The organism is Actinoplanes sp. NPDC051411, assembly GCF_040682075.1.
Classification (GTDB): Bacteria; Actinomycetota; Actinomycetes; order Mycobacteriales; family Micromonosporaceae; genus Actinoplanes.
Genome location: NZ_JBFBAD010000202.1, coordinates 1 through 13,395, shown reverse-complemented (window position 1 = coordinate 13,395; position 13,395 = coordinate 1). Strand labels below are relative to the sequence as shown.

At 72.4% G+C, this 13,395-nt stretch carries 12 protein-coding genes and 1 pseudogene; 4 read left to right on the top strand and 9 right to left on the bottom strand.

All coding sequences use genetic code 11. From position 1 onward, the window contains the following. Positions 1 to 72 precede the first annotated feature (72 nt). The 4 genes from AB0M88_RS50365 to AB0M88_RS50350 all read right to left on the bottom strand — a co-directional run bounded on the left by AB0M88_RS50365 (position 73) and on the right by AB0M88_RS50350 (position 4,085). The gene (locus AB0M88_RS50365; RefSeq protein WP_364114953.1) at positions 73 to 270 is read right to left on the bottom strand and encodes a DUF3072 domain-containing protein; all 198 of its coding nucleotides are present in this window, start codon (positions 268 to 270) and stop codon (positions 73 to 75) included. A gap of 31 nt (positions 271 to 301) precedes the next feature. Further along, the gene (locus tag AB0M88_RS50360; protein ID WP_364114951.1) at positions 302 to 1,072 is read right to left on the bottom strand and encodes a VOC family protein; all 771 of its coding nucleotides are present in this window, start codon (positions 1,070 to 1,072) and stop codon (positions 302 to 304) included. Between the two features lie 225 nt (positions 1,073 to 1,297). Then, positions 1,298 to 1,966, bottom strand: coding sequence for an HAD family hydrolase (locus AB0M88_RS50355; RefSeq protein WP_364114949.1), 669 nt, complete (start codon positions 1,964 to 1,966; stop codon positions 1,298 to 1,300). Position 1,967: 1 nt separating this feature from the next. Continuing rightward, the gene (locus tag AB0M88_RS50350; RefSeq protein WP_364114947.1) at positions 1,968 to 4,085 is read right to left on the bottom strand and encodes a SpoIIE family protein phosphatase; all 2,118 of its coding nucleotides are present in this window, start codon (positions 4,083 to 4,085) and stop codon (positions 1,968 to 1,970) included. Positions 4,086 to 4,275: 190 nt separating this feature from the next. On the opposite strand from AB0M88_RS50350, the gene AB0M88_RS50345 reads away from it, so the two are divergent. After that, positions 4,276 to 6,339: a hypothetical protein gene (locus AB0M88_RS50345; protein ID WP_364114945.1), complete on the top strand. Its 2,064-nt coding sequence runs from the start codon at positions 4,276 to 4,278 to the stop codon at positions 6,337 to 6,339. 534 nt (positions 6,340 to 6,873) lie between these two features. After that, positions 6,874 to 7,515: pseudogene (locus AB0M88_RS50340) on the top strand (hypothetical protein); the annotation flags it as partial. A 792-nt stretch (positions 7,516 to 8,307) separates the two neighbouring features. On the opposite strand, the gene AB0M88_RS50335 reads toward AB0M88_RS50340, so the two are convergent. Then, on the bottom strand, positions 8,308 to 8,868 hold the full coding sequence (locus AB0M88_RS50335) for a hypothetical protein (RefSeq protein ID WP_364114943.1): 561 nt from the start codon (positions 8,866 to 8,868) through the stop codon (positions 8,308 to 8,310). A gap of 407 nt (positions 8,869 to 9,275) precedes the next feature. Continuing rightward, entirely contained in the window at positions 9,276 to 9,635 is a 360-nt protein-coding gene (locus AB0M88_RS50330; RefSeq protein WP_364114941.1) for a hypothetical protein, read from the bottom strand. Positions 9,636 to 9,733: 98 nt separating this feature from the next. Here AB0M88_RS50330 and AB0M88_RS50325 point away from each other — a divergent pair, with 98 nt between their 5' ends. After that, positions 9,734 to 10,078 carry a DUF6401 family natural product biosynthesis protein gene (locus AB0M88_RS50325; RefSeq protein ID WP_364114939.1) on the top strand — a complete coding sequence of 115 codons (345 nt, stop codon included), beginning with the start codon at positions 9,734 to 9,736 and terminating at the stop codon, positions 10,076 to 10,078. A 34-nt stretch (positions 10,079 to 10,112) separates the two neighbouring features. Here AB0M88_RS50325 and AB0M88_RS50320 read toward each other — a convergent pair whose 3' ends face one another. Genes AB0M88_RS50320 through AB0M88_RS50310 form a run of 3 tightly spaced genes read right to left on the bottom strand, consistent with a single transcriptional unit; the run spans position 10,113 to position 11,890 of the window. After that, entirely contained in the window at positions 10,113 to 10,577 is a 465-nt protein-coding gene (locus tag AB0M88_RS50320) for an SRPBCC family protein (RefSeq protein ID WP_364114937.1), read from the bottom strand. Beyond that, positions 10,574 to 10,882 carry a DUF2795 domain-containing protein gene (locus tag AB0M88_RS50315; protein ID WP_364114935.1) on the bottom strand — a complete coding sequence of 103 codons (309 nt, stop codon included), beginning with the start codon at positions 10,880 to 10,882 and terminating at the stop codon, positions 10,574 to 10,576. The genes AB0M88_RS50320 and AB0M88_RS50315 overlap by 4 nt, the downstream gene beginning before the upstream one ends. Before the next feature lie 3 nt (positions 10,883 to 10,885). Further along, a complete protein-coding gene (locus tag AB0M88_RS50310; RefSeq protein ID WP_364114933.1) occupies positions 10,886 to 11,890 on the bottom strand; it encodes a YihY/virulence factor BrkB family protein in 1,005 nt (334 codons plus the stop codon). A gap of 60 nt (positions 11,891 to 11,950) precedes the next feature. Between AB0M88_RS50310 and AB0M88_RS50305 the strand changes: the two genes are divergently transcribed. Continuing rightward, positions 11,951 to 13,395 (top strand): NAD(P)/FAD-dependent oxidoreductase (locus AB0M88_RS50305; protein WP_364114931.1); only part of this gene is annotated, 1,445 nt, incomplete at its 3' end.

Sequence of the window (13,395 nt, the reverse complement as noted above, 5' to 3'; positions counted from 1 at the left end):
TTTAAACCCCGGCTTGACACTTCGGGAACGAGAGAGCCCGGCCCGAAGGCCGGCCTCTCTCGAAGGGCTCCGCTACCGGCCGCGGCCGGTCTTCTCCTGCAACTCGTCGATCTTGCGAGACGCGTCGGCCTTGGTCAGGCCGTCGGGCACGTCCTCGTGTGCCTCGGTGGCCAGCGTGTGCAGGTACGACTCCTGCGCGCCGGTGGCCGGTTCGTCCCCGGTCGACCAGTCGTCCGGGTCCTTGATGGCGTTCGTATCCGGTTCGGTCATCGTCGGCGTCCTCTCTCGAACGCCTGTTCCTCTACCCGCCGTAGGTGAGTTCCATGCCGATGACGTCGTTGTAGGCGACACTCAACTCGACCGGCCGCTCGACCGGCGCGGTCACCGCGAACGCGGCACCGAACGGGTCGAGGATCTCGACATAGCTGCCGAGGCCCATCTCCATCGGCCCGGCGATCACGCGGCCGCCCAGGCTGCCACATTTGTCGATCACGGCGGCGGTGTCGGCGACCTGGAACGACGGCTGCCAGCGCGCGCCCGGGCGGCCCGGGATCACCCCGGCCACCGAGTCGTGCGCCTCGGTCAGCCACTCACCGCTGCCGAACTCGGTGGTCAGCGACCAGCCGAAAACCGCGCCGTAGAACGCCGTCGCCGACGCGACGTCGTCGGTCAGCAGATCGGACCAGGCCATCGTGCCCGGCTCGCCGCGCAGCTGGGTGCCGGCGAACCCGGCCGACTGCCACAGACCGAAAACGGCTCCGGAGGCGTCGGCGACGATCGCGCTGCGGGCGCCGGCCCGCTCGCGCGGCCAGGTCAGGCTTCTTCCGTACGCCGCGTTGATCCGTTCAGCCGTGCCCTCGAGATGGGTGGCCGCCAGGAAGGTGACCCAGCCCTCCGGCCGGCCCGTCTCGGCCCGCCCGAGTCCGGCAACCGCTCGCCCCTGAAGAAGGAATCGGTCGCCGTCCAGTTCCCATCCGAAGAGTTCGGCATAGAACCCGGCCGCGCCGACCGGATCCGCGGAGGTCAGCTCCGCCCAGCAGGGTGTGGAAGGTGCAAACCCTCTGATACGCATAAACCACTCCAACATGGACGCCCCGATTTGATATTCATCATACGGCACAGCTATACGCTTCGTCACTACCCTACGGTTCAAAGTCCGTTTTAGACGTATTTGCCGTCACGCTCTGCAATCATCCGACCAATACTCGTGACATGACCGTTAATCTGCCTGCGTGTTCATGCCGACCCCGGTGACTCTCCGGACGCCGAGATCGACAGTCCGTAAAGGACGGCCGAATCAGGGCTCGAGCGCGCCGATCGCCGAATCGTCCAGGGCGGCCAGCAGCGCGGCCGGATTGTCGTAGTTGGCGGTCGTGCCGGCCTCGGACAGCTCGGCCGCGCTGCTGCCCCCACACGTGAGGCCGATGCAGGGGATGTCGAGACGGGACGCCGCCTTGACGTCCCACACCGAGTCGCCGACGAAGACGGCCCGGCGCGGATCCACGTCGGACTGATCGAGCGCGGCCTGCAGGATGTCCGGGGCCGGTTTGCTCTGTTCGGCGTCCGACGACGAGGTCGCGGCGCTGATCACGTCGTCGGCGCCGATCACCTCGCGCAGCTTCGAGAGTTCGGTCTCCTTGGCCGACGAGGCGAGCACCACGGCCAGGCCCCGCTTGGCCACCGCGCGCAACAGTTCGGACGCCCCGGGCAGCGGGCGCAGCCGCTCCCACCACGCGCCGTAGAGGACGTCGTGGGCAGTCGAGAGCTCGTCGTCGTGGGAACGGTCACGCTTCTCGCCCAGCAGATGGTCGAGCAGCTTGTCCGAGCCCATGCCGATCGCGCGGTGGATCTCGGCCATCGGCACGTCCGCGTCGTACTGACGCAGGGCCTCCCACCAGGAGACGGTGTGCAGGTATGTGGTGTCGACCAGGGTGCCGTCGACGTCGAAGAGAACACCGGAACGCATATCAGTGCTGCGTACCCGCCAGAAGCATCTCGAACCACACCGTCGTGCCGCGGACCGTCGGATCGGTGCCCCAGGAGTCGCTCAGATCCTCGATCAGGCCGAGACCGCGGCCCCGGCTGCTCATCGTGTCGGCGTGCGCGCGGATCACCGTGCCCCGGGTGCCGGTGTCGGCGACCGAGACCAGCAGGCGCTCGGCGTTGAGGTCGAGACGCACCTGGGCCGGCGTGCCGGCGTGCAGCAGCGCGTTGGTGGTCAGCTCGCTCGCGCACAGGATCGCCGCGCCGACCACCGGCTCGGGCACCGACCACTCGCGCAGGCGGGCGGTCATCCACTGGCGTACGCGGCTCGGGCCGGTCGGCTCGGCCGGCACCAGCATCGTCGCCGAACGGCTCAACGCGACCGCCCGCTCGACCGCCAGCACCGCCACGTCGTCGTCGGTCGGGCCCTCGACCGCCGAGGTGGCCAGCGAGCACAGGACGCGGGGATCGCCGCCACCGGCCGCGGCGGTCACCGCGACCAGCGAGTCGAGACCCTCGTTGAGCGAGCGGTCGCGGCGCTCGACCACACCGTCGCTGAACATCAGGATGGTGTCGCCGGGCTCGAGGACGATCTGGCCGGTCTGCCAGCGGCCGCCCAGCCCGAGCGGCGCGCCCGGCGGCACCTTGACCAGCTCGGCCGTGGCCGGCTCGCCGCCCAGCCCGGCCCGGCGCAGCACGGGCGGCGGATGGCCGGCGCTGGCCAGCGTGATCGTTCCGTCCGAGACGTCGAGCACGCCGTAGACCACGGTCACGAAGATCTCTTCGTTGCGCGACTCGGCGCCCAGCGAGCCGACCAGCCGGTCGAGCCCGGCCAGCACACTCGGCGGCGACGGATCGGTCAGCGCCAGCGCGCGCAGCGCGGCCCGCACCTGGCCCATCACCGCGGCCGCCCGCACGTCGTGCCCGGCCACGTCGCCGAGCACCATGGCGAGCCGGCCGTCCGGCAGCTCGAACGCGTCGTAGAAGTCGCCGCCGGCCGCGTTGCCGTCGACGCCGACGTCATAGCGCGCGGCCAGCCGGAACGTGTCGAGCTCGGGCAGGTGCTCGGGCAGCATGCTGCGCTGCAGCAACTGGGCGGTGCCGTGCTGGGCCTCGAACCGGCGGGCCCGCTCGGCCGCCTGGGCGATCAGCTCGGCGGCCGCGGTGAGCAGCGCCCGCTCGGCCGGCAGCCAGGCGTGGGCGACCCGGTAGCCGAGGGTGATCGCCCCGGTCAGCGACGGGGCACGCAGGGGCAGCGAGGCGAGCGCCCGGACCCGCCGCTCGTGCCGGTCGTTGGCCACCTGCCGCAGCGGCTCCCCGTCGGCGACGAAACCGGGCCGCCCGGTCAGCGCGGCGGTGACCAGCGGCGCCGACGTCTGCTCCGCCGTCTGGATGGAGATCCGCTTCCAGACCGGCGGCAGCCGCTCGTCGGCCTCGTCCAGCATCTCGCCGCGAACCCGGCGGACATAGCGGTAGGCACTGCCGTCGTCGACCGCGAAGACGCAGTGGTCGACGTCGAACGAGGAGGTGGCGTAGCCGAGCACCACCCGGGCCACGTCGTCGATGGTGAGCGCGCCGGCCAGCCGCGAGGTCAGCTCGCCCAGGCTCTGCAGCTTGCGGGTCACCTGGGTGGTCTCGGCGGCCACCGTGAGCACGCCGGCCGTGCGGCCCCGGGAATCGTGCACCGGCGAGTGGCCGCGGGTGAGGAACGCCTGCTCGGCCTCGCCGCGGGTCAGCGTCAGCTGGGCCTCGGGCTCGAGCACGGCCCGGCCGGTGCGGTAGACCTCGGCGATCGCGGGGCCCGGCTCCTCGGCCGGGCGGCCCAGCGCCGCCGGGTGCAACGGCCCGAGCAACTCCGCGTACGCGTCGTTGTAGATCTGCAGGAAGCCGTCGCCGAGCGCGAGCGCCATCGGCAGCGGCGCGGCGAGAAGCAGATCGACCACGGTCCCGATCGCCGGATCCCACGCCGCCCGGGGACCGAGCGCGGTGCGACCCCAGTCGAAGGCGGCCACCAGGTCGGCGGCCGGCCCGGTCTGGACAGGCCCGGTCTGGACAGGCCGGGTGGGCATCGATGAAGGACTCACCCCACCCGTCCCGGCCATGAGCAAAGAGTAGCCCGACTCGGCCGTTTGGACGATGCCGCGCTGGCCGACCGTCCGATTCTTGACGGTACGCGAGGCCACGACTGGTCGACGGCATGCTGTCGGTTCCCGAGAGAGATCACAGTCCGTGACCCAATGCGGCATATCTGAGCTTGGCGCGCATGTGCGCCCCTCACCTATAGTCGCCGCCGTGACAGAGGACCGGCGCGACCGTCCGAGCCGCGGCTGGCTGGGAGACGCCAGCTCGCCTGAGCCACGGTCCGGTTACCCTGAGTGGCCGCCGTCCAGTGACGCAACACCTGACGACGCCGCCCCGACCAACGTTTATGCCGCGCTGAGTGACCTCGCGCCCTACGACGCCGCACCCGCCGAGCCCGAACCCGCACACGGCCAGCCGGTCCCGCGCGACTTCGCCCCACCCCAGAGCCCGTGGACCACGGCCTCCGACATCGGCGGCTCCCGCGTGCGCCTGACCCCCGGCCCGCCTCCGCTCGACCCGGCCGACCTCGACGCCGGCCCCCACGAGCCCCAAGGCATGTACGGCCACCCACCGGCCGACCCCGCCACGACGTACGCCCAGGCACCCTCCCGCCCGGCCGACCCCTACGGCCGGCCCGGCACCGAGCCGCAGGGTCTTTACGGCGACTCCGAGGCCGGTGCTTATGGCCGCCCGGGCGCCTATCCGCCCGGCTTCAGCAGCGACGCGACCGATCCCGGGGCCGGCCCGGCCGAGACCTACGGTGGGGGCGCGGCTCGCTCGCCGGGCCATACGTATGGCCGGCCGCCCGCGCACAGCAGCGACCCGACCGAGACGTTCGACCGCGCCTGGGCCACCCGGGCCGGTGGGTCCGCGGCCCACGACGATCCGGCTGCGGGCTATGGCGACCGGGGTGCCGACCACGACCGCGCGGACCAGGCCGGCCCGGCGGCGGGCTTCGGGGAGCAGGGCCCGGGCTTTGGCGAGCGCCCGCAGGCGGGTTCGGGCTATGACGACCGTGCGGACCTCGGCTATGCGGGTCCGGCGGGGAGCTTCGGCGACCAAAGCCGCGGCTATGGCGAGCGCGACGATGCGGGCTACGGCCGCGCGGACGGGGACTATGCCGGCCCGGCGGCGGGCTTCGGTGATCGGGGCCCGGCCTTTGGGGACCGTGCCGAGGCAGACTTTGCCGGCCCGGCGGCGAGCCTCGGTGATCGGGGCCCGGCCTATGGCGACCCTGCCGAGGCGGACTTTGCCGGTCCGGCGGGGAGCTTCGGCGGCCAGGATGCGGGTTACGGCGGCCCGGCAGTGGGTTACGGGGACCGCCCCGTTGCGGGCCGCGGCGAGCCGGGGCCGGGCTATGGAGTCCCGGATGCGGGCCACGGGGGTCCGGGCGCCGGTTACGAAGGCCCGGCACCGGGCCGGGACGAGCGGGCGTGGGCTGCTGCGGACGGTCCGGCCGCGGGCGGGATGTACGACGGTCCGCCGCGGGTCGAGTGGGTTGCGGCCGATGAGACGGCGGTTGCCGACGGGGCAGTGATCGACCTGTCGGTGCCGCGGGGTGTTCCCGTCAATCACCGCGGGCGGAACCGGCGCCGGCGCGGGATCGTCGTCGCGGCCGCGCTCGGGGCGGTGCTGGCCGGAGGGGCCGGCTATGCCGGGGTGCGCGGCCTCGGTCTTGACGGCGGCACGACGCACAAGAACGCCGAAGTGCCGCTGGTGACGATCGCGCCGACCACCGACCCGGCGCTGCCCGACGACTCGCCGTCGATCGGCATCCCGGACTCGGCGTCGGCTTCGGCGGCCAAGACGGCTTCCGCGTCGCCGTCCGTCTCGGCCACGGCGACCACGCCGGCGACTCACGCCACGACGACCGGCGCGCCGGGCGATTCGGGCGTTGTGGTGATCCCGACGCCCACCCCGGCCAAGACGAACAGCCCGCACGTGGTCCGGCCCAGCGTTCCGGCCTCCACCGGCTCGTCGGGGCTCACCGCCCGGTTCAAACAGGTCAGCGACGCCGACGGCATCGTCGGGTCGGTCACCGTGACCAACCCGGGCAGCGCCTCTGCCGGCTGGACCGTGCAGGTGACGGTCCCCGGCGCCACCCAGGTCGTGGTCACGACCACCGGCGTCGCGGGCCACATCGCCGGCGACGTCCTCACCTTCTCCGGCCCTTCGATCGCGGCCGGCGACGCCCTCACGTTCAGCTTCGTCGCCTCCGGACCGCTCAGCGGCTCCGCCTCCGGCTGCTCCGTCAACGGCGACGCCTGCAGCTGAGACCGACCCGCCGCTCACGCCGCGCTGCGGCCGGCCCGGCCGGTGCCTGACCGCGACACGTCTCCCGCGGTGACTGCGGCGTGGCCCGGTCGGCGCGTGATCGCGCCACCCCTCGGACGGGGCTGCGGTGTGGTTCGGTCGGCGCGTGATCGCGCCACCCCTCGGACGGGGCTGCGGTGTGGTTCGGTCGGCGCGTGATCGCGGCAGGCATCGTGCGGGGACTTCGGCGTTGCCTAACCGCGACATACCTTGCGCCGGGCTGCAGCGTGGGCCAGTCGGCGCTTGACCGCGACACGCCTCGCGCGGGGCTGAGCGTGGCCGCGCCGGGCCGCGTTCGCCACCGGGATGTGGGCACACGGCGTCAGCCGCCGCCTGGACACCATCCGCTCGCCACCACCTGGGCCGCCCTCCGACTTGCGTGATCAGCCGGGCACGCTCGGGCGGTTTGTTGCTCCGCGGGCGGGAGTGGCCGTTGAGCCCTAAGGTCGCTATGTGGCCGGCCGCGGGCCGGGAACGGCGACCAGGGAGCAAGGCATGACCGGGAACGGGCTGGGCCAGGGGCTCAGCGACATGTGGCGTTCGGTGCTGTTGTTTCTGCCGAAGGCTCTGGTCTTCGTCGTGATCCTGGTCGTCGGCTACTTCGTGGCGCGGCTGCTGCGGGCGGGCGTCGCGCGGCTGCTGCGGAAGGCCGGCTTCGACCGTGCCGTCGAGCGGGGCTCGGTCGGCCGGATGCTGGCCGGCAAGGTCGGGGCCAGTGACGTCTGCGGGCGGCTGGTCTTCTACGGCATTCTGCTGTTCGCGCTGCAGCTGGCCTTCGGCGTCTGGGGTCCCAACCCGGTCGCTGACCTGCTCACCGAGCTGATCGCGTGGCTGCCCCGGGCGTTCGTGGCGATCGTGATCGTTGTGGTCGCGGCGGCCATCGCGGGAGCGGTGCACGATCTGATCGCGCGGGCGCTCGGCGGGCTGGACTACGGGAGGGTGCTGGCCCGGGCCGTGGCGATCGTGATTGTGGCGCTCGGGGTGATCGCGGCGCTCGATCAGGTCGAGATCGCGACCGCGGTTACCCGGCCGTTGCTGATCGCGGTGCTGGCGACCGTTGCCGGCGTGGTGATCGTCGGGGTCGGGGGCGGGCTGATCCGGCCCATGCAGTCGCGCTGGGAGGGCTGGCTCGACCGGGCCGAGACCGAGTCGGCGGCGATTCGGGAGCAGGCCCGGGCGTACGCGGAAGAGCGCGCGCGGCAGACGGCGGCCGAGGAAGCGCGGAAGGCCGAGGAGGCCCGCCGGGCCGCCGAGGTGGAAGCGCGCCGGGCCGAGGAGGCCCGGAAGGCCGAGGAGGAGCGGGTGGCGGCCGAAACGGCCCGGAAGGCGGCCGAGGAGGAGGCGCGCCAGGTTGCGGAGGAGGCCCGCCGGGCTGAGGAGGCACGGCTGTCCGAGGAGCGGCTGCGGGAGGCGGCCCGGCGGTCGGAGGAGGCGCGCACGGCGAACGCGACCACCGCGGCCCAGCCCGCGGTCGGCGCGGAGGCGGCAACGACGGAATCCCAGCCTGCGGTCGGCACCCGCGAAGGCGATGCCCGCGAAGGCGATGCCCGCGAAGGCGATGCCCGCGAAGGCGATGCCCGCGAAGGCGATGCCCGCGACGGACATACCCGCGCAGAGGGCGCCGGAGAAGGCGACGACCGCGTAGAGGACCAGGACCGGGAAGAGGCCCACTGGGAAACGGCCGGGACCGAGGAGACCCAGGTGATCCCGGTCCAGCCGAGCCGCCCGCACATCGTCCCCGGGTTCGACCGCGACGACGAGACCGACGACCTCGAGGCGACCGAGGCTGAGGTGATCACCAACGACACGGCCGACACCACGGTGATCAACCCGGGTCGCGACGACACCCTGGTCATCGGCAGTGGCACCGAGGGGGCGACGGACGAGACCCAGGTGATCGAGGAGCGGCCGGCGTCGAAGCGGCCGCGGTCAGGGGACTGACCGGCGCACCGTGAGGCGGCCCACGCCGCCGCGGAAGGTGATCGCGTAGCGGGTGGGTGCGTTCGGCCAGCCGGGCTCGGCGAGCACCGAGCCGGCCGGCATCGCCGCCCGCTCGGCCCACGGCGTGTCGACCGCCCCCGCCCCGCCGCCGAGGACGAACCGAGCCGGAGCCGGTGCCGGCAGCGAGATGATCGCGCTGCCGACGCTGTCGCCGAACGAGACCGGCACCGTGCCCACCGGGGCGGGAAGGGTGGCCTCGACCAGGCCGGAGCCGCCGGTCGTGAGGCGGGCGAGGCGCCCGGCGGTCAGATCCAGGGCGGTTTCCCCCGCCCCGGCCGGCAACCCGAGGTCCCAGCGGACGTCTCGGTTGAGCACGATGCGTACGTTGTCGGGGCCGTCAGCCCCGGTGGGCCGGAACCGCACCTCGGCCCTTCCGTCCCGCACCGCCGCGGTGGGCGTCAGCCCGGAATCGGCGGGCGTGGTGATCCGGTAGAGCAGGCCCGGCAGGGTCGCCGTCGAGATCTCGACACGCGAGGCGGCGTCACTCACCGTGAGATAAGCGCCGCTTCGGCCGAGCAGGGGGGCGACGAGCACGTGATCCGGCGGGCTCGGTGATGAGGTAGGAATGCTCTGACAACCGAACAACGCTCCTACCAGCGGAAACGCAACGGTTGAGCGACGCAGGCGCAAGGCAGGGGGCACGATCGGATAACGGATAATCGGCCGAACGGGTGACGGCGATCCGTCCTGATCGAGACAGACTGTCCGAATGTATTCCCCCGGCTTCCTCTCTGAGCGTCAGCGTCGCCTCGCCTGGGTGGGCTTCCTGGTCGCGGCATTCCAGGCCCCACTGGCTGCCAAACTCATCGATGACGCTTCATGGCTCTTCGCCGTCGTGGTCGCCCTCTGCGTGGCCACCGTGATCATCGCCGACGACGCCCAGCGGCGTCGCCCGGCTAGCTCTGACGGAGTTTCTTGAGCCTCGCCTCGTGGAGGTGGCGGCGGCCGTCGGCCAGCTTCTCGCGGGCGGCGAGCTCGACCGCGCGGAACTCGGCGTAGTAGCCGTCGTCGTACTCCTCGATCAGCTGGAAGGTCCAGTGGCCGGGGACCACGTCGCGCCCGATCAGGTCGCGCTGGATCCGTTCGGCGATCTCGGTGTGCCCGGCCTGCATGAACAGGGAGACGGCCTCGTCGAGCTGGAAGTCGGCCGTACCGGTCAGCTGATGCATCTCGAAGAGATGGCCCCGCGCCCGCTCGGTCGTCTCCAACGCCTCGCTGAGCTTGCCCAGCGCCCGCACCGTGGTGTCGTCGATCACGGCCTGTTCTTTCCCCAGCCCGGCCGCGGTTAAGCGAAACCGACCTGCACCAGTCAGGAAAACCGTCGGCTACCCGGGGCTCCGTAGCGTTCCTCGGCATGAACAGCCTGTTTAGCGGCGCCGCCGCCCGTGCCGCCCTTCAGTCCGCCATCGCCTGCCTCGACGAGCTGCACGCCTCGATCGGCGTCGAGGGTCTCGCGGCCGCCGCCGCCAACCCGGGCCTCATGGCGATCGTCGACCAGCACGCCGCCGGGGTGCGGGACAGCCTGTCGGCCGATGTCCGGCCGCTGACCCCGGTGCTGCTGGCCGCCTACGCCGAGGGCGTGCGGGACGCCGCCTTCACCCACGGGTGGCAGCCGCCGGCCGGGTCGTTCAACTGGTCGGACAACGACTGGGTCATGCGCCGCCTGCTCGCGGTGTGCGCGATCGCCGAAACGTTGTGAACGAGAAGCGGGGGCCTTCCGGCCCCCGCTTTCTTTACGCCCCTGGACGATCGATCTGGCCTCGCCAGGCGCCCGTCTCGACGCCCCCTCGCCTCTCGATGTAGTCCTTGAAGCGACGCAGGTCGCCCTTGACCCGGTGGTCGACCGCGCCGAGCGCGGCCCCCGCCTTCTCGACCACGCCGTGCGGCTCCAGGTCCATCTGTACGGTCACCCGCGTGTGGGTGTCGTCGAGCCGGTGGAACGTCACCACGCCGGCCTGCCGGGAACCCTCGACCGATTTCCAGGCCACCCGCTCGTCCGGCAGCTGCTCGGTGATCTCGGCGTCGAACTCCCGTTTCACCCCGCCGATCTCGGTCTTCCAGTGGGTGTGCGTGGCGTCCAGCTGGTGGATCTCGTGGACGCCGTCCATGAACCGGGGGAACTCCTCGAACTGGGTCCACTGGTTGTACGCGGTGCGCACGGGCACGTCGACGTCGACGGACTCGGTCACGGTACTCACGATGTCTCCTCCCAGACTTCACTGGCGTTCCGGTAAGTCCTGCCGGGCGGCAGCGTCGCCAAACGGTCGAGCACGTCATCCGGCGCCTCGAAGCCGCGGGCGCTCTCCAGCAGCGCCTCCCGGTCGGCCGGGAAGACCCGGCCCAGATAGCTGCCGAACCGGCTGAAGTCGTCGTCCTCGTCCGGCGGCGAGACACCCACCGCCGACTGGTCCTCGCTCGACGCCTCGACGTGGCCGGTGCTGCGTACCTCCTCGGCCAGCTGGTCATCGAGCCGTGGGCTGTGCTTGCTGCTGCCACGATCCATGTGTCAAGCAGTGCCCGGGTCGTCCGAGGGTAAACGCGGCGCGAGCGGCGCGATCGGTTCCTCGCCGCCCGCCTGGCGCAGGCGTCCGCGCTGCACCTGGGCGTTCACCTGCACCCCGAGCAGCAGCGCGATGTTCGACAGGTAGACCCAGACCAGGAACGCCATGATCGCGCCGAGGCTGCCGTAGGTGCGGTTGTAGGAGCCGAAGTTGGCCACGTACAGGCCGAACAGGAAGGTGATGGCGGTCCAGACGATCAAGGCGACCGAGCCGCCGAGGGTCAGCCACCGGAACCGGGGCTGCCGCACGTTCGGGGCGATCCAGAACAGCAGCGACAGCAGGGTGATGCCGATCGCGACGAGCACCGGCCAGCGGCCGATCGACCAGAGCCTGCGCACGGTCTCGCTGGCGTGCAGGACGTTACCGACGGCGTCGACCAGTGGCCCGCTGATCACCAGGCCGATGCCGCCTGCGGCGAGCAGAATCAGGGCCACCGCGGCGAGGGCTATCTGCAGAAGTTCCAGCTTCCACCAACTCCGCCCTTCCCGTACGCCGTAAATCCGGTTCGACGCCCGCGTGAACGTGCCCACGTAGCCGGAGGCCGACCACAGGGCGAGCACGAGGCCGAAGCCGAGCAGAACCTTGGCCGAGTCCTGGCGTACGAGCAGCGACTCGACGATGCCGAGCAGCGCCGGATTGCCGACCACCGGGCCGGCCCCGAGGTCGCGCAGCACGTCGATCGTCGAGTTCAGCGCCGAGGTCCCGTTGGTGACCAGGTTGATCAGCGCGGCGATCACGACCATCGACGGGATCAGCGCGGTGACGCTCTGGTAGGTCATCGCGGCCGCGAAGTCGGAGCAGTCGTCCTCGATGTAGCCGGCGACGCTGCGCCAGAGAATGCCGCGCCACGTACGCCAGCGCAGTTGCCGGATCTTGCGGGGGAGTGCGCGAGGCGTAACGTCGTCGGCGTCGGCCTCGGCGTCCCGGTCGACCGTGGGCTTGTCCGTCATCGCCGGCCCCCTGTTTTGTTGACGTGCATCTACCCGGCCGCACGTGGGTAGAAACTGGAGGTGCATGTGGACGCCATCGTGATCGGCGCCGGCCACAACGGCCTGGTCGCCGCCAACCTGCTGGCCGACGCCGGCTGGTCGGTGCAGGTGCTGGAGGCGGCCGGGCAACCGGGCGGCGCGATCCGCTCCGGGCACGTGACCGCCCCCGGCTACCTCAGTGATCTTTTCAGCTCGTTCTACCCCCTCGGGTACGCCTCGCCGGTCCTACGTGACCTCGATCTGAATCTGACGTGGACGCATTCCCCGTCGGTCTTCGCCCACCTGCTGCCGGACGGGCGGGCGGCCGTGGTCAACCGGTCGCTGCCCGCCACGATGGCCTCGATGGAGGAGTTCGCGCCGGGCGACGGGGAGCGGTGGCAGTCGGCGTTCGCCGAGTTCGCCTCGTTCTCCGAGCCACTGACCGACGCGCTGTTCACGCCGTTCCCCCCGGTCCGGTCCGGAGTGGCACTGGTCCGCCGCCTTCGCGCCGCCGGCGCCCTCCGCCTGGGCCGGCGGGCCGTCACCTCGGCGCGCCAGCTGGGCTCGGAACTGTTCCGCGGCGAGGGGGCGGCCCTGACCCTGGCCGGCTGCGCGCTGCACACCGACCTCGGGCCGGAAGAGGCGGGCGGCGGCATCTACGGCTGGCTGCTGGCGATGCTCGCCCAGCAGGTCGGCTGGCCGGTGCCGGTCGGCGGCGCCCAGAAGATCACCGACGCGCTGGTCTCACGGCTCCTGGCTCGCGGCGGCGCCCTGGAATTCGGCGCGCCGGTGTCCCGCGTGCTGACCGCGGGCGGCCGGGCCATGGGCGTGCGCCTGGCCGACGGCCGCGACCTGCGAGCCCGCCGCGCGGTCCTGGCCGACGTGACCGCACCCGCCCTCTTCCTCGACCTCGTGGGCGCCGCTGCTCTGCCCCCGCGGATGGTCGACGACCTGTCCCACTTCCGCTGGGACGGCGCCACGGTGAAAATCGACTGGGCTCTGCGCGCCCCGATCCCGTGGCAGAACCCGTCGGTCGCCGGCGCCGGCACCGTCCACCTCGGCGCCGACCTCGACGGCCTCACGCGCTATGCGGCCCACCTGGCCACCGACGAACTCCCCGCCGACCCGTTCCTCCTGTTGGGCCAGATGACCACCGCCGACCCGTCCCGCTCCCCGGCCGGAACCGAGTCGGCCTGGGCCTACACCCACCTGCCCCACCGCGAATCGTGGCGGCCGGAGGAGATCGCCGAGCACGTGGAACGCATGGAGGCGGTCGTCGAGCGGCAGGCCCCCGGCTTCCGCGACCTGGTCGTCGCCCGCCACGTCTTCGCCCCCGGCGACCTGGAGCGGGAAGATCCGTCCCTGGTCGGCGGTGCCCTGGCGGCCGGCACCGCGGCCGCCTTCCAGCAGCTGTTCCTGCGCCCGGTCCCGGGGCTGGGCCGCGCCGACACCCCGATCGACCGGCTCTTCCTGGCGAGCGCCTCCGC